General features: G+C 50.5%; 19 protein-coding genes. 7 read left to right on the forward strand and 12 right to left on the reverse strand.

Annotated features, from left to right (window positions below):
* Positions 1-387: 387 nt before the first annotated feature.
* From LBJ36_06280 to LBJ36_06325, 10 genes are all read right to left on the reverse strand, one after another.
* Positions 388-1,326 (reverse strand): transketolase family protein, encoded by a 939-nt coding sequence (locus LBJ36_06280; protein ID MDR1378644.1) that lies wholly within the window; start codon positions 1,324-1,326, stop codon positions 388-390.
* Between the two features lies 1 nt (position 1,327).
* The gene (locus LBJ36_06285; GenBank protein MDR1378645.1) at positions 1,328-2,173 is read right to left on the reverse strand and encodes a transketolase; all 846 of its coding nucleotides are present in this window, start codon (positions 2,171-2,173) and stop codon (positions 1,328-1,330) included.
* Between the two features lie 68 nt (positions 2,174-2,241).
* Positions 2,242-3,009, reverse strand: coding sequence for an ABC transporter ATP-binding protein (locus LBJ36_06290; protein ID MDR1378646.1), 768 nt, complete (start codon positions 3,007-3,009; stop codon positions 2,242-2,244).
* A complete protein-coding gene (locus LBJ36_06295) occupies positions 3,002-3,766 on the reverse strand; it encodes an ABC transporter ATP-binding protein (GenBank protein MDR1378647.1) in 765 nt (254 codons plus the stop codon). The genes LBJ36_06290 and LBJ36_06295 overlap by 8 nt, the downstream gene beginning before the upstream one ends.
* A gap of 7 nt (positions 3,767-3,773) precedes the next feature.
* A complete protein-coding gene (locus LBJ36_06300) occupies positions 3,774-4,901 on the reverse strand; it encodes a branched-chain amino acid ABC transporter permease (GenBank protein ID MDR1378648.1) in 1,128 nt (375 codons plus the stop codon).
* Between the two features lie 10 nt (positions 4,902-4,911).
* Positions 4,912-5,808 carry a branched-chain amino acid ABC transporter permease gene (locus LBJ36_06305; protein ID MDR1378649.1) on the reverse strand — a complete coding sequence of 299 codons (897 nt, stop codon included), beginning with the start codon at positions 5,806-5,808 and terminating at the stop codon, positions 4,912-4,914.
* Between the two features lie 194 nt (positions 5,809-6,002).
* Positions 6,003-7,163, reverse strand: coding sequence for an ABC transporter substrate-binding protein (locus tag LBJ36_06310; GenBank protein ID MDR1378650.1), 1,161 nt, complete (start codon positions 7,161-7,163; stop codon positions 6,003-6,005).
* Positions 7,164-7,203: 40 nt separating this feature from the next.
* Complete coding sequence (locus LBJ36_06315) at positions 7,204-8,268, reverse strand: alcohol dehydrogenase catalytic domain-containing protein (protein ID MDR1378651.1); 1,065 nt, start codon at positions 8,266-8,268, stop codon at positions 7,204-7,206.
* A gap of 18 nt (positions 8,269-8,286) precedes the next feature.
* Complete coding sequence (locus LBJ36_06320) at positions 8,287-9,327, reverse strand: zinc-binding dehydrogenase (protein ID MDR1378652.1); 1,041 nt, start codon at positions 9,325-9,327, stop codon at positions 8,287-8,289.
* Between the two features lie 5 nt (positions 9,328-9,332).
* The gene (locus LBJ36_06325; GenBank protein ID MDR1378653.1) at positions 9,333-9,554 is read right to left on the reverse strand and encodes a hypothetical protein; all 222 of its coding nucleotides are present in this window, start codon (positions 9,552-9,554) and stop codon (positions 9,333-9,335) included.
* Between the two features lie 258 nt (positions 9,555-9,812).
* Between LBJ36_06325 and LBJ36_06330 the strand changes: the two genes are divergently transcribed.
* From LBJ36_06330 to LBJ36_06355, 6 genes are all read left to right on the forward strand, one after another.
* Positions 9,813-11,633 carry a PrpR N-terminal domain-containing protein gene (locus LBJ36_06330; protein MDR1378654.1) on the forward strand — a complete coding sequence of 607 codons (1,821 nt, stop codon included), beginning with the start codon at positions 9,813-9,815 and terminating at the stop codon, positions 11,631-11,633.
* A 121-nt stretch (positions 11,634-11,754) separates the two neighbouring features.
* Positions 11,755-12,786, forward strand: a complete 1,032-nt coding sequence (gene pdxA, locus LBJ36_06335; protein ID MDR1378655.1) for a 4-hydroxythreonine-4-phosphate dehydrogenase PdxA — start codon at positions 11,755-11,757, stop codon at positions 12,784-12,786.
* Between the two features lie 90 nt (positions 12,787-12,876).
* Complete coding sequence (locus LBJ36_06340) at positions 12,877-14,154, forward strand: four-carbon acid sugar kinase family protein (GenBank protein ID MDR1378656.1); 1,278 nt, start codon at positions 12,877-12,879, stop codon at positions 14,152-14,154.
* Between the two features lie 361 nt (positions 14,155-14,515).
* Entirely contained in the window at positions 14,516-15,379 is an 864-nt protein-coding gene (locus tag LBJ36_06345) for a 4Fe-4S binding protein (GenBank protein ID MDR1378657.1), read from the forward strand.
* Complete coding sequence (locus tag LBJ36_06350) at positions 15,334-15,618, forward strand: sulfurtransferase TusA family protein (GenBank protein ID MDR1378658.1); 285 nt, start codon at positions 15,334-15,336, stop codon at positions 15,616-15,618. Before LBJ36_06345 ends, LBJ36_06350 begins: the two co-directional genes overlap by 46 nt.
* A 449-nt stretch (positions 15,619-16,067) precedes the next feature.
* Positions 16,068-16,295 carry a hypothetical protein gene (locus tag LBJ36_06355; GenBank protein ID MDR1378659.1) on the forward strand — a complete coding sequence of 76 codons (228 nt, stop codon included), beginning with the start codon at positions 16,068-16,070 and terminating at the stop codon, positions 16,293-16,295.
* A gap of 650 nt (positions 16,296-16,945) precedes the next feature.
* On the opposite strand, the gene LBJ36_06360 is transcribed toward LBJ36_06355, so the two are convergent.
* Positions 16,946-18,757, reverse strand: coding sequence for a methyl-accepting chemotaxis protein (locus LBJ36_06360; GenBank protein MDR1378660.1), 1,812 nt, complete (start codon positions 18,755-18,757; stop codon positions 16,946-16,948).
* A gap of 475 nt (positions 18,758-19,232) precedes the next feature.
* On the opposite strand from LBJ36_06360, the gene LBJ36_06365 reads away from it, so the two are divergent.
* Positions 19,233-19,475: a hypothetical protein gene (locus tag LBJ36_06365; GenBank protein ID MDR1378661.1), complete on the forward strand. Its 243-nt coding sequence runs from the start codon at positions 19,233-19,235 to the stop codon at positions 19,473-19,475.
* A 218-nt stretch (positions 19,476-19,693) separates the two neighbouring features.
* Here the strand turns inward: LBJ36_06365 and LBJ36_06370 are convergent.
* Positions 19,694-20,404, reverse strand: a 711-nt coding sequence (locus LBJ36_06370) for an FkbM family methyltransferase (GenBank protein ID MDR1378662.1), incomplete at its 5' end; no start/stop codon positions are given.

Here is a 20,404-nt window from a genome sequence, read left to right on the forward strand (position 1 = left end):
TGTTGCTTGTTGCTTGTTGCTTGTTGCTTGTTGCTTGTTGCTTGTTTAATTATATCCGATTTTATGTGAAAAACAAGCGTTGAAATCATGATTTTCTCTCCTAAATTAACCTGATCAAATAAATTAACCTGATCAAAACCTTGGCTCAAAATTTAGAATCCCAATTTTATCCACAATATTTTATATTTATACCACATTTTACATCGGAAAGCAAATAGTAACATGGCGAGTAAAAGGACAACTTCTACAGGACAAACGCGTTAGGGTCGGTACTGCAACACCGTAATGGCTAGGCTGGCAAGGACCATTTGCATGATAAAAAGTGGGAAATACCACTTCAATTGACATACTCCCACGACTAAAGTTGTGGGAGTATGTCAAACACAATCAGCGTTTTTTCTCGACGGTCTCCCGAACTTTCGCGACAATGGCGGAAACATCCAACTTGTACTTTCTCAGAAGATCCGCGTAGGAACCGCACTCCGCGTGGCAATCATCAAGGCCCACGAATCCCACAGGGACATAAGCCTGCCCTAAAATCAAGGACTCGGATACGGCTCCGGCCAATCCCCCGATCACGCTGTGTTCTTCGGCCGTGACAACCGCCCCCGTGGAACGCGCGAACTCCAGAAGCAACTCTGTGTCCAAGGGCTTTATCGTGAACATGTCAATAACCGAGACCGCTATTCCCTCCGAAGCCAATTCTTTGGCCGCGTCGAGGGCCAATCCGGTCATCAATCCGCAGGCGACGATTGTCGCGTCCTTCCCCTGACGCAGCACCTTCCCTTTACCGTCCTCAAATTTTGTCCCCGGCTCGTAAATGGAGGGGAAGACGTCGCGAGAAAGGCGCACATACATGGGCCCCTTCGATTCGATGGCGTGCTTGACGAGCCAGTCCGTAAGCGTCTCGTCGCTGGGCACGTAAACCTTGAAGTTGGGCAAAGCCCTCATGATCGTCAGGTCCTCGATGGAATGGTGGCTGGGGCCATCATAGGCGTCCGAAAGACCGCCGTAAGCGCCCATGAACTTGACGTTCAGATTGGCATAGGAGCCGAAAATACGAGCCGGCAACAGGCCGAGGGTCGATATGAACGTCGCGAAAGTATTGACGAACGGAATTGTCCCTACGGAGGCAAAACCCGCCGCCATGCCCGACATATTCGCCTCCGCCACACCTACGTTAAAGAAACGTTCGGGGCAGACTTCTTGAAAAAGAGACGACCGCGTAGAACTCGATACGTCCGCATCCAGCACCACGACGTCGGGATTGTCGCGTCCGTATTTTACCAGAGCCTCACCATAAACTTCGCGTATCGCTTTCGCCATTTCACTCACCTCCCCATTCCGCCACGGCACGCTTGTAGCTCGCTTCATCAATGGCCTTGCCATGCCACGCGTTCTGTCCTTCCATAAAAGAAACCCCTTTGCCCTTGATGGTGTCGGCCAAAATGATGACCGGCCGGCCGTCAGGGTACGCATTGGCCTTGTCAAGTGCCTCGCAAAGAGCCTCTACGTCGTGTCCGTCGCAGGCAAGACAGCGCCACCCAAAAGCCTCGAACTTCGCGCGCATGTCGCCCTGTGGCATGATGTCGGCGCTCTTTCCGTCAAGCTGAACCCTGTTCCAATCGTAGATGGCGATCAGGTTGTCCGCTTTGAATTTTACGGCGCTCATGCAGGCTTCCCACGTCATTCCTTCGTTGACGTCGCCATCCCCCAAAATAGCGTAGACTCTCGCGTCGGTCTTGATGTGAAATTTTGAAAGACGAAGCCCCAAGGCCATTCCCAAGGCGGCGGAAAGCCCCGTTCCCAGCGGGCCTGTCGAGAGGTCCACGCCCGGCGTGTGCTTGATCGAGGGGTGCCCCTGAAGCCTCGTGTCCAAACGGCGCAGCGTCTTCATTTCCTCGACGGGGAAAAAACCCTTTTCTGCAAGCACTCGATAGAGCATGGGAGCGGCGTGTCCCTTACAAAGGACGATCCGATCTCGGTCGGGTTTTTGTGGATCGGCCGGGTCTACCCTGGCTTTCTCGAAATAAAGCGCCGTCAAAATTTCACATACAGAAAGAGACCCCCCAGGGTGTCCCGTCTGTATCTCGTACAGTGTGTCGATCACGTCCCGGCGAAACTTCTGACACAGTTTTTCCAGGTACGCCTTCCTTTCCGCCGTCAATCCCATTTGAAATATCCTCCTGACTATATTGGTGAGCCTCGCCTCAGAGCTCCAACGAGGACACCGAAGTGATTTTAATGATCTTCTCCCGCGTGGCGGGTAACGGGTCCAGGACCCGCGGCCCTGGCGAAACGCCCCAAGTACGCCTCGCGAATCCGCGGATCCGCGCGAAGTTCTTTAGCTTTGCCCTCGATCGTCACACGTCCTTGGTCGATCACATACGCGAAGTCCGATATTTCCAAGGCCAGGCGCGCGTTCTGTTCCACCAAAAGGATAGAAATACCCAGTTTATTGATCTCGACGATTTTTCTGAAGAGGTCGCTCACGATGACCGGAGCGAGCCCCATGGAGGGTTCGTCCAGCATCAGGAGTTTTGGACGCGCCATCAACCCGCGACCTATGGCGAGCATCTGCTGTTCTCCGCCGGAAAGACTCCAGCCCAACTGTCCCCGTCGTTCTTCGAGGCGCGGAAAGAGGTCGAAGACAGAGCGTTTCTCCGTTTCGTAAGGTTTTCTCCCGAAAAATCCGTGCCACGTGATGGCGCCGACTTCAAGGTTTTCCTCGACGCTCAACCCCGGAAAGATGTGGCGCCCTTCGGGAACGTGGACGATAGACCTGCGAGCGATACGCGCCGGACTCTCTCCGATCAGCTCGTCCCGTCCGTCGAAGACAACGCTGCCCGTGCGCCGTATCATTCCAGATATGGCCTTGAGCAAAGTCGTCTTGCCCGCCCCATTGCTGCCGATCAGACAAGTGATGACTCCCGGCGCGATGCCGATACCGATCCCCTTCAAAGCCTCGATGGAACCGTAATACGCGTGAAGATTCGCGATTTTAAGCATCGAGATTTCTCCCCAAGTAGGCGACAATAACGTCCTCGTTGTTCTGTATCTCCGAGGGCGTTCCGGCGGCAATGACCTTGCCGAAGTTGATGACGACGATGTCACGACAAATATTCATAATCATGTCCATAGAATGCTCGATCAACAAAATGCCGATATTTTTCTCCTTTGCGGCAAAGTTGAGCAAAGCCATAGCGTTTTCGATTTCCCGATTGTTCAGCCCGGCCGCGGGTTCGTCGACAAGCATGACTCGCGGCGCGCCCAAAAGGGAACGCACGATCTCCAACAATTTCCTCTGACCGTAAGGAAGTGATGAAATATCGTCCTCCCATTCAAAGGTAAAACCCGCAATCTCCATCAGTTGTATCAGATAATCTTCAAAACCCGTGACCTTCAGGCCGAAAAACGAAGCCACGTAGCCATAGTCACTTCCGAGGTCCGCTCCAAGCAGGAGATTGTCTCTGATACTGGAGCGCTGCAGGAATCTAGGTGTCTGAAACGTTCGTCCGATTCCCATGGCGGCGCGGCTGTGAGACGGAATGCCGGTGACGTCCGTTTCATCGAAGTAGATTTTGCCTTCATCGGGCATATAGATGCCACTGATGAGGTTCATCAACGTCGATTTTCCCGCCCCGTTCGGGCCGATGAGTCCGTGAATCCTGCCGGGAAAAACGGAGAACGTCGCTTTATCAGCGGCAACGACGCCTCCGAAACGCTTGGAAACATTGTCCAACCGCAGGATCGATTTACCCGTCATTCTCCTATCACTCCAATACGTCTGCGTCAGGTTTTACCCGCGAATTTTTTGAAAGTTTCCTGGAGGCTTTTTTGAGCATCGCGTTGCCGAGGCCGGCCAGTCCCATCGGCATGAAGATCATCAACAGGATGACGCCGACGCCGTAGGATAGCTTCAAATAGCGCTGGACGGGGCGCAGCCACTCCGGCAGCATGGTGACTAGGATAGAGCCCACGAAAACGCCAATCGTGTTATTGACTCCTCCGAGCATCGTCATGATCACGTAGGTCGTCGCCATGTCGAAGGTGAAAAGGTCCGAGCTGATGAATTGGCTGTGCATGGCGTAAAGTCCACCGGATAACCCGCTGAGCGCTCCGGCTATCGTGAAGGCGATGATCTTTGTCCTATAAATGTTGACCCCCAGCGTTTGAGCGGCGATTTCGTTGTCGCGTATGGAGGCGAGGGAACGCCCCAGCCTGGACTTGCGGACGCGTTCGACCAGAAATCCCGCGACGAGAACGAAGCCCAGCAAGATGTAGAACCAGTCGTGATAGCTTCGGGGTGACATTCCCAGAAAGCGGATCACGGGAATACCTGAAACGCCATCCGGCCCCCCGCAGAGAACTCTGTAGTTGAGGTACACAGACCAAGTCACTTGAACGAGCCCGATTGTCGCGAAGGTAAAATAGGTCCCACTGAGCCGGAACAAAACAGAACCGCAGATCCAAGCCGTAAACGCCGCGAACATAACCGCTCCCGCTAGGGCAGGAACGGGTTCCCATATCACGCCGAGCCGCCCGTTCGTGAGATTGGCCACGAAATAGGCCCCAACCCCCATAAAAGACACCGCAGCGAAAGAAAGCTGCCCGCCCATGCCCAACATGACGGAAAGACCGAGGGCCGCGATGAAATTGATCAGGGAAACGTTCATGATCATCATGCTGTAGTCGTTGGTGAACCTGGGCGTGTAGTAGCCAAAGGCAACAAGGGCGACCGAGAGAGTCACGATTTTGAACACGATCACGCCGTCCAGGCGGGTGTTTTTCCTGAGTTTAGACTGAAAGAGCTTGGAATGAAAGTTTAGATTGGAATGAAAGTTTGGATTGGAATGAAAGTTTGGATCGGCGATTGCTTTATTATCGGTTTTATCGTTCATTCGAGTCACCTCACGCCTTGTCCGCCACGCGTTCGCCGAAAAGCCCCTGGGGTCGGAAGAGCAAAACGACGATCAGTACGAGAAAAACGACGGCGTCCTTGTAAGTCGTCGTAAAAGTCGAGCTGTAGGATTCGACGAGGCCGATGACGAGGCTCCCGACAATGGCCCCCTTCACGGACCCGAATCCGCCCGTCACCACGCCCGCGAAGGCGCGCAACTGGAGCGTCCCCAGCGTGACGTTGACCAAAAAGACCGGAGCGATCATATATCCGCCGATACTTGCCAAGGTGACGACAATAATGTACGTGACGGCCGTCGTCAGGATAGTCGGTATGCCCAAGAGTTCCGCTGCGTATTTGTCCTGAGCGGCGGCTTGCATGATTTTGCCCGCGTAAAGTTTTTCGAAAAGCACAAAAACAAGAAAGATCAAGACGGCCCCTATCACGATGGTCAGAAGATATTGATACTGGAGGCGCAGCGAGCCCACTCTTATGACGCCCTTGATCAGAGGTGCGGAGACGAGAGGAAGGCTTCCCCAGGTGATCGTGGCGATTTCCCGGATGACCATAGCGGCGCCCATCGTGGAAATGACGGTCGCGGTGGGGTAAGACGCGGTACGCAACGGCCAGTAGACCACGAACATGAAGATGACGCCTACAAGGGCAAAACAGAGCATCGCGGCTGGAACCATCAGTACAAAGGGCAGTTTCACCTGATACGTCAGCCCCCACGTGATGAAAGCGCCCAGCATCAGCAGCTCGCCCTGAGCGAAGTTCATAACACCGATGGCCCGGATCAGAAGAATAAGCCCCATTGCCATCAAAGTATAAATCATCCCCATAGCAACGCCGTTTATCGTTAATTGCATGAAAACGTTGGGTTGCAGTAAAATCTTCAAACCTTGCATAGTGCCGGCCCCCCAATTTCACCAGGGCCGGAGGCCCTGGACCCGTTTGCCTTCGGCGGTTTATCCGCGTCCCGCTTCTCGCTCACGTTGTTCGTTTGCTTTCGTAGAGGCCCCTTCGTAGGAGAACCAGGGGCTACTGAAACCCCCGGTAACGGGACGCAAGGGACTGGACCGCTAAATAACCCTATGCTCTCTTAGGGTTCACGTGTATAAACGACTTCTTTGAGCACGGCACGCTGACTCTCGTTGATCGTTAGGAACTGGCTGGTGCTGAAGCAATGGTTGTCGTTGGAACTGTAGGTGGACATGGCGCCCTTGTAACCCTTGATTTTATAGAGCGCGTCGTTGATCGCCTTGCTGTCTGTGGTGCTATTCGCGATCTTGCACGCCTCCGCGAAAAGCATCAGCGAGTCATAAGCGGTAACGGCAGGCATATCGGAGTCGGGTTTACCCTTATATTCCTCGCGGTACGCCTCGGCGAAGGCTTTCCCTTCAGGCGTGGTGACGTCTGGCGTCCAGTCGGCCACGGCCATCCAGCCGTCCGCTGCCTCTTTCGCCGTCTCACGGCACACGACCGAGGCGAACGACGACGAACCGAGCAGCGGGATGTCGACTCCGGCGGCAGTGGTCTGCATGCTGATGACGGCGGCAGGCATCTGATGGCTAATGCCGATCAGCCCGTCCACATCGGAGTTGATGATCTGAGTCAGTATGGGAGAAAACTGCTTTTCATCGGGATTATGGGCGTAGAGGTTCTTCTCTGGAACATCAATGCCCAAATCTTTCAAGGCGCTGACTGTTTGAGTCATCAGTCCCGTTCCGAAGGACTCGGCAATGTAGAGAATGGCGGGGTTCTTGATGCCGATCTGTGTAGCGGCCTTAGCCAGAAGCAGCCCGGACTGATCGTCGGTCATGCGCACCTGCCAAACGTAGGGATTATTCTCCTTCGGAATGTTGGCGGAGGAACCGCCGGCGAACATCGGCATTTTCTTCTGCAAAACGATGGGAGAGGCGGCAATGCAGTTGGCGGAGTAGGTCGAGCCGAAGAAGGCCACGACCTCGGGGTAGTTCATAACTTTGGTCATGGCGTTGACGGACGCCTGGAGGTTGTCCACTTCGTCCTCGAAAACAATCTTTAGCTCCTTGCCCAAAATCCCGCCCCGTTCGTTGATGTGTTTCTGCGCCAGCAGAATACCGTTTCTGATGAAATCCCCCACCATGATATTCGTTCCGCTCAGGGGCGCCACGGCACCGAACACCACCGTTCCGTCAAAAGCTCCGGCTGCCAAAGGAAAAACCAACAACGCGGCACAAACACACAGACACAACCTGATTCCCATTCTCCTCATTTTCATTACCTTTCTCCTCCTTTTGATTTTCCAAGGGCTCTTGTCCCTAGAACGTGACGATCGCCTTCATCACCTGGCCAGGATGGGCGTCGATGAACTCAAACGCCTTCTTCAGGTCTGCGGCCGGGTCGCTCGCGATTGGGAAGCGCTGCGTGATCAGGTTATCGAGCTTGACGGCGCCGCTTCCAGCAAAGCGAATAGCGTCCGCAAAGTCCTCTCTCACGTACATCATATGTCCCACAAGAGAGATTTCCTGTCGCTGAATGACGGGAACCTCTAAAGAAAAAGGCTCCTTGAAATTGCCCGTGACGACGACGACGGAATTGCGCCTCGCCGCCCCCAGAATCGAGGAGAGCGATGCGGGAACGCCGACCGCGTCGATAATGACGTCCACTCCACGCGGGCCGAACGTCTTTTTAATGGCGTCGCCCAGGGAGACCTTCGTCGTATCGACACAGTGCTCGATACCGCACCGCTCGGCAAACTCCAGTTTCAGGGCGCTGATATCTGCAATCAGGACTCCCGCTGCCCCCATAGCTCTGGCGGCCTGGGCGGCACAGTTTCCGATCGTCCCCGCGCCGACGACGGCAACATTGATTCCCTGGGGATTGTATTCGCAGAGATTAGTCCCGCAGGAACTCGTTCCTCGTTTGACGGCTCCCACACCGACCGCCAGGGGCTCCATCAGCGCCCGCCATTCTTCCTTTATATCCGCCGGGCAAAGGTGTAAATAAGAGGTGTCGAGCGCCACGTATTCGCGGCAAAACCCATCCCTATGGACCCCCATCACCTCCAATTTCTCGCAGACATTGAAACGACCCATAAGACAGGGCTGGCATTTCCTGCAAAAAATTTGGGGCTCGACGGTCACCTTGTCCCCGACGGAGAAATCTTTCACTCCTAAGCCGACTTCCTCTACAGTGGCGGATACCTCGTGCCCGATCACAACAGGATAGGTCATGTATTTGTGCTTACCGTGCCACATCTGGATGTCCGAACCACAGATCCCGATAGAATGGACCTTCAGCAGCGCTTGCCCTTCCTCCGGACGGGGTTTTTCGACTTCTTCGCCCTCAAAGGAGTACGGCGCCGTCAGTTTTATCTGAAGCATCTCGCACTTCTCCAAAATTCAATCCAGCGCGGGAAGCAGGAAAATCTTGCATCCCTCTTTTTTCTCGAACTTTTCAAAAGCGCGTTCCCACTCCAGAATCGAAAGTTTATCGGTCACCAATGGCCTCACTTCGACCTTCCTTTCATCCAGAAGCTGAAGGGCCTTTCTCCAACTGGCGTTACGTGAGCCCAGGGAACCTGAGAAATGCAGCTCCTTATAGCAGACCTTTTCAATATCGAACTCTATTTTTTTGCCGGGAAGCCCTATTTGTGTGAACCAACCCCGCTTTTTGACCGCGTTTAGCCCCGCGTCGATCCCATAGGGGGACCCGGAGCACTCCAGCACAACGTCCGCGCCGTATCCGCCGGTAAGAGGAGCCAGGAATGCGTTCAAGTCTTCCGCCTGCACGTTGACGGTACGGTCAATTCCCAGGCTTTTGGCCAGTTTCAGCCGGTCCGCGTCCACGTCCGTCCCGGAGAGGACGACCGTCGCGCCGTGAATTTTAGCGACCTGGGCGGCCATGATACCGACAGCCCCTGGCCCTGAAACGAGGACGACGTCGCCCGGAACGATCCTCGTCAGGTCGTAGACGGCATGGACCACGCATGCTAGAGGTTCCGTCATCGCCGCCGAGGTGAAATCCACACCGTCGGGAATGGGGTGAATCCGCGCTTCCGGGACGACCGTGTATCGGGTAAAAACACCGTCGAACCAATACCCCAGGGTTCGACGTTCCACACAAAGGTTATAAAATCCCTCCCGACAAAAATGGCAGACTCCACAGTAGTGAAAGGCCGTTTCCGAGACAACTCGGTCGCCCGGCTTAAACTTCGAACAACCCTCGCCGTTCCCCGCGACGATTCCCGAAAACTCGTGTCCCGTGACGACGGGAGGATGGAGGGGAATGGCGATATCGCTGTGACGGATGTGAATGTCCGACCCGCAGATGCCCGCTTCTTTTACCTCGATCAAGACCTGTCCGGGTTCAGGCGTCGGCACCGGAACATCGCGAATTTCCATATTCTCCGGTCCAGCCGCGTACTTTACAAGAGCTTTCATCGTTTTCACCTTTCGAGAGCCAATTCCAGCCCGGCTTTCTTTAGCGCTGTGATCACCCTCTCGACTACGGGCTTCGATGCCGTATCACCGATAACCGTGACCTTTTTACCTTGTTTTCGGGCTATTTTAGCGACTTGTTCCAAAATTCCAATTCCGAAGGTGTAGCTGTCTCCCTTGAACTTTTTCAGAAGTTCTCTGGCACGTTCTTTTGCCCTTAAATCCGGCATTTTCAATCCTCCCAATAAACGGATATATGCATTCTATAAATTTTCTGCGATAATTCGATACGCATAATAAAATAAATTGTTTTATTATAGGACTGATGTTTGGGGATAATTTCAATTATTGTGTAATGATATAGCTAATGCTTCAAATTGCAAGATTTTTTTACCCTGTTTTTGCTTCAAAATAAAACAATTGGTTGAAATGATATTCTCTTTTGAAACATATTGATCCTTTAAACCTTTAAAGAAGGTGCTTCGGAAATGGATAAGGTCAAAATATTGGGTATCGCTCCTTACGCTGGAATGAAGGAATTGATGCAAGACATCGCGGCGCGACGGGGCGATATCGACTTGGAGGTCTTTGTAGGTGATCTTTCGAATGGGGTGGACATCGTGCTGGAGCGCCAGGGTCAGGGTTTCTCCGCGATCGTTTCGAGGGGGGGTACGGCCGAGATGATCAAGCGCGCGACAGACATTCCGGTTTCGGAGGTGCCTCTGTCGGTGTACGATGTTCTGAGAGCCATAAGGCTCGCCCAAAACTACAACGGCAGGTTCGCCATTGTGGGTTTCCCCAGCATAACGAGGTGCTCGCATTTGCTTTGCGATATTCTGCAATACGACTCGATAGACATTGTGACGATCAACGGGCGAGACGAGATCAAGACATGCCTTGAAACGCTCAAAAAACAGGGATATTCGATAGTAGTCGGCGACATGACCACAACGATACAGGCGAAGCTGCTCGGAATCAACAGCATCTTGATCACCTCTGGCGGGGAGAGTATCGAGGCGGCCTTCAGTCACGCGGTCGAAATATGCGAGAGAAACAGGAAAAATCTCGAAAAAATAGAATTTCTGAACGCCGTTTTGGGCTCTGTCAAAGAAGATATCGTCGTTTTCTGCGAGGGTGGGGAGGCTGTTTTTTCCTCTTTTTCCGCCGGCTGCGACAGCGAAACGCTTTCTTTTATGAAGAAAAACATTCGCCCGGTGCTGGAACGTCATGAGAAAAAAATACTGAAAAAAAACGACAAAGGTGACGTTTACTCCTTGTCTGGGCGGGCGTTCGGAGTGAAGTTCGGAGTGAAGGAAGAGAGATACTGCGCCTACTTCGCGGCGCGTCTTCCAAGCACCCACCCCTATAATGAACGAGGCATCGCCTACAACAACAAGGCCAATCTGCTGGAGGACGTCGATAACACTTTCTGCAAAAATCTTTTCGTGGAGGGATTGAACGAAACGGCGGAAAAATATAGCAAATCGGCGCTGCCCGTGCTGATAGCCGGCGAAATCGGCACAGGCAAAGACAAGACGGCCAACTTCGTCTACATGAACGGTCATTTCTCCGACAATCCGATGATCTCCATAGACTGCGGCGTCGTGCCCGAAAAAACATGGAAGCGGCTCATGGAAGACGAATTTTCCCCTCTCGCCGACGAGGGCCTCACGATCTACGTTAAAAACACCGACCGCCTCGACGAATTGATGGGTGACAGATTGATCCGCTATTTCAGAGATACGAATATCTGCGAAAGAAACTGCCTGATCTTTTCCTTCGTGTCGAAGATCAGGTCTTCCGAGGAAAATCCCTTCCTTGCGAATCTCCGCAACACTCTGAGGTGTTTGGTCTTGAAGATGCCTCCCCTGAGACAGCGCCCTGGCGATATTCCAAATCTTTGCAGTCTTTACATCAACGAGATCAACACCACGACCGGCGGAGAAGTCATAGGCCTCACGCCCGAGGCCATGCGGCTCATGATGGAATACCGCTGGGAGTACAACCTGGGTCAATTGAAAAGAGTTCTCACCGAATTAGCCGTTCTGAGTGCATCTCCTTACATATCCGCCGAGGAGGTCGAGAGGGCGCTCGCCACTGAATCCGCGTTGACGAGGGGGGACAGACAAAATTTCGACAATCAGGCGTGCGCTCTAGATCTTGGAAAATCACTCGAAAACATTACGAGCGACATCGTCAGAATCGTTTTGAGCCAAGAGAACATGAACCAATCCAAGGCGGCGCGTCGTCTCGGCATCAGCCGGAGCACGCTGTGGCGCATGCTGAACAAACAACAGCAGGTATTGTGATAATAAATTCGTTCTTTTGTTCTTCAATAAAAGTTGAATTTTTATTGAAGAACAAATAAAATGCAAGAAAATTTGTGTTGTCTTTGGGACACGATAATAGCACGATAATAGAGGGAGAAAAATGAAACCTGTTATTGGGATAACTATGGGTGATCCCGCCGGAGTTGGGGCGGAAATCGCCGTGAAAGCGCTCGCTCAAAGAGAGATATATGACAAATGCCTTCCAATAGTGGTGGGTGATCGTGAAGCTCTCGATGAATCTTTGAAATTCACTGAATCTAAGTTGACCTTGAACGAGGTCAAAAAAACTGACGAAGCGAAAGGGGTACATGGCGTTATCGATTTGATTAATTTGGGACTCCTCACGCCGGGAAGTTTTACATACAAAAAAGTTCAAAAACTGTGCGGCGAGACATCGTTCCAATATGTAACAAAGGCCATCGACCTGGCTATGCAAGGCCTCCTGCACGCGGTGGTTACGGGGCCGATCAATAAAGAGGCAATCAATCTAGCGGGGCATCATTACAGCGGGCACACGGAAATTTTCGCGGATTATACTAATACGAAGGATTACGCGATGCTACTCATGAGTGATACATTGCGCGTGATCCACGTGACGACGCACTGTTCCATGAGAGATGCCTGCGACCGTATCAAAAAAGATCGCGTCCTGTCCGTGATCAAACTGGCTGATGAGGCGATGCGCCTGATCGGCAACGAGAAACCCCAAATTGGTGTAGCCGGCCTCAACGCTCACGCGTCGGAGAACGGTTTGTTCGGATGGGAGGAAGAGCGCGAAATAATCCCGGCAATCTCAGCGGCGAAAACTCTCGGAATCAATGTCGATGGCCCGGTACCTCCAGACACCGTGTTTGTAAAATGCGCGGCTGGTCAATACGACATAGTCGTGGCCATGTACCACGATCAAGGTCATATACCGCTGAAACTGAGCGGCTTCAAGCTGGATTTGAAGACTAACAAATATTTATCGATGAGCGGAGTCAATTGTACCATAGGACTTCCCATCATCAGGACATCCGTCGATCACGGAACGGCTTTCGGCAAAGCTGGCGAAGGCCGAGCTAACGAAGAAAGCCTTGTAGACGCCATAAATATCGGTATTATCATGGCTAAAAATAAATTTAATCTCTAGGCGTGTGTTTAGGAAAGTCACGGATAAATATGATAAATATATGATGGATACACGAATGAAAGGCGGTTCAAAAATGAAAGGCGGTTCAAAATGGTTTTACTTTTGGTGATCGCGGATGATTTCACAGGAGCGCTGGATACCGGCGTCCAATTTTCAAAAAAAAATGTGCCGACCTTGGTGACAACGAATGAAAATATCGACGTCAAATCGATAGGCGTTGACGTGGAGGTACTTGTTGTCGATATCGAGTCGAGACATTCGTCGCCGGAGCAAGCTTACGCGGCCGTACATCGAATCGTCAAAAACGCCGTTCGCGAGGGAGTCCCGTGCTTTTACAAAAAAACCGACTCGGCCCTGCGCGGTAATATCGGAGCAGAACTTTCAGCGCTGCTCGACGCGTCGGACGAAAAGACACTCGCCTTCGTGCCCGCTTTTCCAAAGAGTAAACGCGTCACCATAAAGGGCATTCAGTATATAGAGGGTGTGGAACTCGGCAAGTCTATTTTCTCGGAGGACCCCTTTGAACCTGTCAAAATGAGTTCCGTGGCGGAAATCATACGTCAGCAGACGACACTACCCACGGTGAACATTTCGACGAATAATTACGATAATACCGAAACGACACCCCACGAACGGACGATTTGTGTATACGACGCACAGAGCGATGAGGATTTAGTGCGGCTTGGCGCCGCCCTTAAAAAATCCGGAAGTCTGCGAGCTCTTGCCGGTTGCGCCGGTTTCGCCGAAACACTTTCCGAACTGATGGGCTTGCGCGCGGAGAAAATAGCGTGGGAAGGCAACAAAAAAAATATTCTAATAGTATCGGGCAGCGTCAACCAGAAAACCATAGACCAGATGAATTATGCGAAAAAAGCTGGCTACCACGTTATCACATTGTCGACGGAGCAGAAGTTGGACAGGGGATTTCACACACGCGAAGAGTGCGATAGGCTTGTCGAAAATGTATCCGGCCTTCTTTCGCGCACCGGCAAAGCGATTATAGAAGCCGTCAGCGAACGAGGACAGATACTGGAGTCCGATAGATACGCCAGGCAAAAAGGTATCCCCTCGAATGAACTCCGGCACCTCATAAGCGAGAACATAGCCCAAATAGTGAGACAAATTCTGGACAAAGCCGATGTGGGGAATCTCGTAATTTTTGGTGGCGATACTTTGTATAGCGTTATGAAAAAGATCAAATGTGAGGGGATAATCCCGCTGCTCGAAATATCCCCCGGCGTCGTCGCCGCGAAGACGATTTCAATTTCTCACGGCTTCCGCGTCATCACCAAATCTGGCGGGTTGGGAAACGAAGACGTAATAAAAGTTATCGATAATTTCATATTCGGAGTTCAACATCATGACTAAAATAACGATACCCCTGGATGGCGCTGCGCGAACTCACGAACGGTCCGGTACGTCCTTAATATCCTCATCATGTTGTTGAAACTACCTTCCTAACTGCGCCATAAACTTCTCGAACCTCATCATAAGCGCTGTTTGCTGAGACAATCGCTCCTGCACGCTGCCCATTTTGATTCTGACCCCAAGCTCTCCGATAGTTTTTTGAAGTTCTGGAAGATGTTCCGTGTTGAAAAAAAACTGATAGAATGATATGATCATATTTATAAGTTAAATTAATATACTATATAGGTTTTAGAGAATACCACTTTACGATAATAAATTTAGAATAATAAATTTAGGGAAAAATTAGGAAAAGAGGATTTTTATGCCCAATGTGGATTACAAGGCTCTGAAAAACGGTGGCTTTATACCCCAAAAGCAGAAAGACAATTTTTCTCTGCGGTTGAAAGTGATCGGAGGCAACTTTACCGCTGAGCAACTTATTGCCATCGCGAACGTATCGAAAAAATACGGCGATGGTCACGTACACCTAACCTCACGTCAGGGAGTCGAAATACCTTTTATGAGGCTTGAGGATATTGATTCCGTCAAGTCGGAGTTGTCCGATGGCGGAGTCTTTATAGGGGTTTGCGGACCGAGAGTACGCACCGTGACAGCTTGTCAAGGCAACCAAATTTGTTCCAGTGGCTGTATCGATACCTACGCGCTGGCTGTAGAGATATCCGAACGATATTTAGGAAGAGAACTGCCTCACAAGTTCAAATTTGGGGTGACCGGTTGCCGGAACAACTGCCTCAAAGCGGAAGAAAACGATCTTGGGGTCAAAGGCGGCTACTTGCCCCACTGGGAGAAAACATCGTGTGTCCTCTGCGGAGTCTGTGTCAAGGCTTGTCGCGCAAACGCGCTGTCTGTATCTGCCGGCTGCGTCGTTTTGGACAAAGAAAAGTGTAACAACTGTGGAAGATGCGCTAAATCTTGCCCAACGGACGCGTGGAAAGGAGAATCCGGTTATATTCTTTCTTTTGGAGGTACTTTTGGAAATATGATCGTGAGGGGTAATGAGATTTTCCCGATTATTAAAGACAAGGCAACGCTTTTCCGGGTTACTGACGCCGCTTTGGATTTTTTCGAGAAACACGCTAAACCCAGCGAACGCTTTCGTATCGCCATTGACCGAACCGGTTGGGACGTGTTCAAAACGGCTATGGAGAAGGCTTATCATGCCTGATTACATCTTACATCGTAGACCAGATCGTCGACATTACCGATGTCGTTTGTCCCGTTACCTTCATCAAAGCAAAGGTGGCTTTGGAAGAACTTGAACTTGGACAAGTGCTTTCCATTCGGATGAACGACGGAGAACCGGTGCAAAATATGCCGCGCAGTGTCAAAGAAGAGGAACATGAGATCTTGAAGCTGCTCGATAATGGGGATAGTACCTGGAGCCTCATTGCGCGAAAAGCGTGATCCAATCACAAAAATCGGCAAAGGAGGGAAAAAGTGGTTTCGAATAGGGCAAACGCATCAGGAATAGGCATGAATGATCTAGCATGAATGATCTAACCGTGTGAATAGCTTTTTTTGAGGCAGAATCAAAAGATTGACGAAGAGTTTTATCATAAAGAGCAATAACTCCTGGGATTTTTTAGCTATATCTTGTGTCCAAGCAGTGAAACACTTAGAAAAATCTGTCGGAGAAAGCATAGCAAAGAAACAATTACTTATGTCACGCGAAGGAACACCATAGGGTAAATTCAAAAATGTGGAAAACTATTTCTTTTTGCTTTCACCAAAAAACCCAATATCATGAACGCAATATCATTGAAACCATTACATAAGCACCAAAGAGATGTCCTTTCCGGTCACAATGTAAGATATCCCATCAAGAGCGCTCGTAAACTGTATATCTAATTCTCATGAAATATCGGATCGTCTACGCCGGAAACTGTCTTCACACCAAATTTATCCGCAAGGCATGTGCGGCGGACAGTTTCCTTTACGCGGGTTGTGACGTCAAAATCCACCTGCTGCCGGTGATTTTGATAGTTGTTCCTGAAGAGCGTTTCTTCGCGGTCGATGTTCAGATGCACGACGATGTTGTCGTTGTCCGCCTCGCCGATACTCACGAGGTGCGAATTGAGTAGTGCGATATACGCATCGCAATTCTCCCCCGCGACATACACCCAAAGCTACGCGTTGCCTCACGCCCAAACGCCACAACCCACGAACTGACGATCTTTTGCCAAACGGGATAGGGCTCCGAAAAGTCCGCAAACAGCAGCGTGACATAACGCGTTTTTTCTCTTTCTACATGGACAAACTGTGAATATCGATATTTGCCAATAAATTTTTCACCTGGTAGTCCAAAGTCTGCGCTGCGCTCGGTCAACTCGGAATTGCTCCAACTCCACCACGCAATGTCGAGCAAATCTGCAATATGCTCATCCGTAAAGCGATATTTGATCTGACGCTCTTGTGTTTGATCAAATTCGATGCCGCAGTCGTAACGGTTTGGAAATCGTGGTTCAATTCGACCATGAGGGTAATGTTCTCGGCAATGATGCAGAACTGCCCGATCTGAATGCTGTGTCTGCCGCCGGGGACATCGAAGTTTATCCCGGACTGAATTTCCATTCCTACAACATAACTTCCGCGACTGATCGTAAACGCAGGAAGCGGCTTAACCCTGCAGATTCATAGTGCAGACTCTCGTGTCGCTGACACTGTCAACCGGGACGCCTATGTTAGAAATAATCATAGTATTTACGGTATAAACGGAGCAAAGAGAGACAGTTTAGGCGAGCTTGCCTGATTTTTGCCTTATGGGAAGCGCTTTCACCATCTTTTTCTGGATCCCACCATCAAAGGCTTCCGTTTTGAAGAATGCCATCAGCTCGTTCATCTTGTTTGCCAGCTGAGACAATTCCTCCGAACCGACAGCTATACGCTCCGAGGAAGAGGCAACGTCCGCGATACCAATTCTGACCTTCTTGCCGGCCTCCGTAGTGGATTGTACCTTTGTGGCGATGTCCTGTATGGCTGAGGCTATCTCTTCGCTGGATGCCGCCTGTTCTTCCGAAACCGCTGCCAGATCCTGGGTCGCGGCGGAGATCTCCCTCAGGTATCCCAATATGCTTTCGATGATCTGTTCCGTTTCCTTAGAGAGACCTTTCGCGCCGTCGGATTCTTTAGCATTTTCTAGAGACATACGGACCACCGTGTCCAGGTCCCCGGTGATAGTGGAGGCCAACTCCGCGATACTCTTTGCCGCCACGTTACTCTCCTCCGCGAGTTTACGAACCTCTTCCGCCACAACGGCGAATCCACGGCCGGCTTCTCCCGCCCGCGCGGCCTCAATAGCCGCGTTGAGCGCCAGGAGGTTTGTCTGGTCCGCTATGCCGCCTATTTGAGAAACGAAGTCCTGTATCTGGCGAGTTCTTTTGCCCAGTTCCTGGACGGACTGAGCCGTAGCCGAGGCATTTTGGGCTACCATCTCTATCCTATCGGCGGCGTGACGAACCGCGGACATTCCATGGTCACCAGCCCGCATCGCGTCCTCGACTCCGCTCGCAATGGCTGTTCCCTTCTCCGCAGTAGTCTGCGCTCCTGTCGCGACTTCCTCTACAGAAGCATTAACCTCTTCTCCCGTGGAAGCCAGGATGTCGAAGTTAGCGCTCATTTCTTCTACGCCGGAGCGAAATTCCTCAGTGCTCGCGTTCGTTTCCTCCGCAAGGGAAGAAAACTCTTGGGCCGTGGTGGTAATGTCGTTACTCGCTCCCTGGATAGACCCGATAATGTGACTCAATTTATCCGCCATCTCTTGCAGCCCGCGCCCCATAACGGCGAGCTCGTCTTTACCAACGATGGGGAACTTGTGGGTAAGGTCCCCTTCGGCGAAGTGTTTAATGCTGTTCTGAATTTTTTTGATGGAGTTGGTTATTGTGTGAGAAATGTAGATGCCCATAAAAAGCCCGACGAGCGTCGCCAAAACCGCAATGGTAATCGTCTTTATATTTCCTCTTCTGCCCTCCTCATTGATCTGTATGTTCTTTAGTTCACAGTGCTCGGTGAGAATATCAACGATCTTTTCGATGATGTCGATATATTCATCCTCGACTAAAGCGATGTCACCACCATGCACCATACGCAAAGTAAAATTCTCTGGCACCTCTATCAAAGGAAGCTGCCCTACGATCAAAGCCTCGTCTTGTTTCATGATGAGCTGGGAAGTTATACGTCGCAGATTTGCGAGCAATCTTTCCTCTTCCGGCACCATTATCGTATTGCCGTATCGCTCTATGATATCAGCGATCTTTTTTCTGTTCTCCAAGACGCGTTTTGCGTAGTCTCCAGACTCTTGTCTGTCGTCCATAATCGTCATATTCACGATCATGCGCCTGTTCTGAAGGACCAAGGATTTCATCTCTCCCATGTAAATGACCGGTCGGACGTAGTCAGCAAACATGGCATCCATAGTGCTAAAGATTTCTTTGTTCGTCGAATATCCTGTAAAAACTATTATCAACAAAAGAAAAACCATAGTAAAAACGAGCGTTAAAGTTTTCATCTCGGTGCTGAAATTTTTAAACCATTGCACAATCGACATCTCCATTCATAATCGAGATTATCCATCTAAAATTTTTGAAATATTTCACACCTTTCATTATTCTAACGTAAAATCAATAAGAAGTCTAGGTCTATTTCTCAGGTATGTGTTCGTTTGTGATAATATTTTTTTATAACTCGTCAGAAAAAATATCCTAATGAAACAGTAGCGAGTGAAATTGAACAAGGACGACTTGAAGAGTTGATTTTCGACGTGATCTTGATTGACACACAACCCGATTTGTCGACGTATACACTCAACGCGTCAGGGCAACAGCATTTACTCTCGAATCCTTGATATGACTGCCCTTATATGCTACGTAAAAATACCTATTCGAATATGCAAAGCTAGTGATTGGAATGTTTGACGAAAAATCAATGCTGTTGCCCTGTCAACGCGCTGATTGCCTCGGATTATTACATTATACCGTATACCGTTGCAGCCCGAACGAATGAGCGTCAATGGAGTTTTTCTTTTGAAGAACACGATACAAGTTATGCACTCCATCAACCCTAAACTGGATTTGCTGGGCGTCATCTGCACCCAGTATGATGGTCGTATAGCCAGCTATAAAAGCTGGCGAAAAACGATAAAGGAGACGTTCGGCGACAAATTTATCGGAGATATTCACGTCGCCGCCATTATGAAAGATTGCTCCGATAGGAAAAAACCATTACAGAAGTGGACAAAAGCAACAGAGCGTATCAAGAACATCTGATGGTCGCTCGTATATTCACTAAAGAGATAGGGATCAATGCGGAATGGCTGCAAAAATAAAACGCTTGACTAACGCTTGACTGAAGAAGAACGTCAAGCGAAGCTAAAGGTATACGCTTTTGCTAAAGGTTTGGAAGGCTTCTTTGGTAGCGCTTTGGAATCACTTTGGAATCAGAAGAGGACACGAAATCAATACCCGTAGCTGAGGAATCGCCATAGCTATATTGATCGGCTCCTCTCCGTAGCGTACAACACAGTTTCCAATGTACAGGAACTGTGCGAACGCAGGTAGAATTCGTAATTTGGGTTCAACTCGTGAAGCATTATCGGTATCTCCCAGTAATCGCTTATCTTATGGTATACACAGATTGCGAGGTCAGGGTGATGAACGCGAATCAGTTCGCTCGCGCCGCGTATCGCGTCGACTTCCGCGCCCTCTATGTCCATCTTGAGCATAGTCGGAGCAAACGCCGCAAGCGCGTCATCCAATCTTACAACTTGTACGGGCTGTCCTCCGGTCTCGGACAGGGTAAACGCTCCGACTGTACCGCTTATTGTCAATGACTCATTCGCTCTGCCTACAGCGCATGGAGAGAGGAAGGCTTGTCCTAATTTTTGCCGCAAGCCCGAAGCGGTTTTCGCGAGTTTTGAAAAAGTATCTCTGTCAGGCTCAAAACCTATATATGTGTCAACCAAACCCACGTTGTTCACCAGTTCCGTCAGCGTATCGCCAATATATGCGCCGCAATCGACAAAACGGCTATTTCCTTTTGCAAACGGAATATCATTAGGAAAATATTGTTGGCAGTTACGGCTTTCAGCAAAGTTCTCATAGTTGCGTAAAATATGACAGTTCACGTTACAAGCATATATCTCGATACTTTGCGAATCCGCAAACAAACTGACCGTAGATGTTATCCGTTCCGCCAA

The sequence above is a fragment of the Synergistaceae bacterium genome, assembly GCA_031267575.1.
Taxonomy (GTDB): Bacteria; Synergistota; Synergistia; order Synergistales; family Aminobacteriaceae; genus JAIRYN01.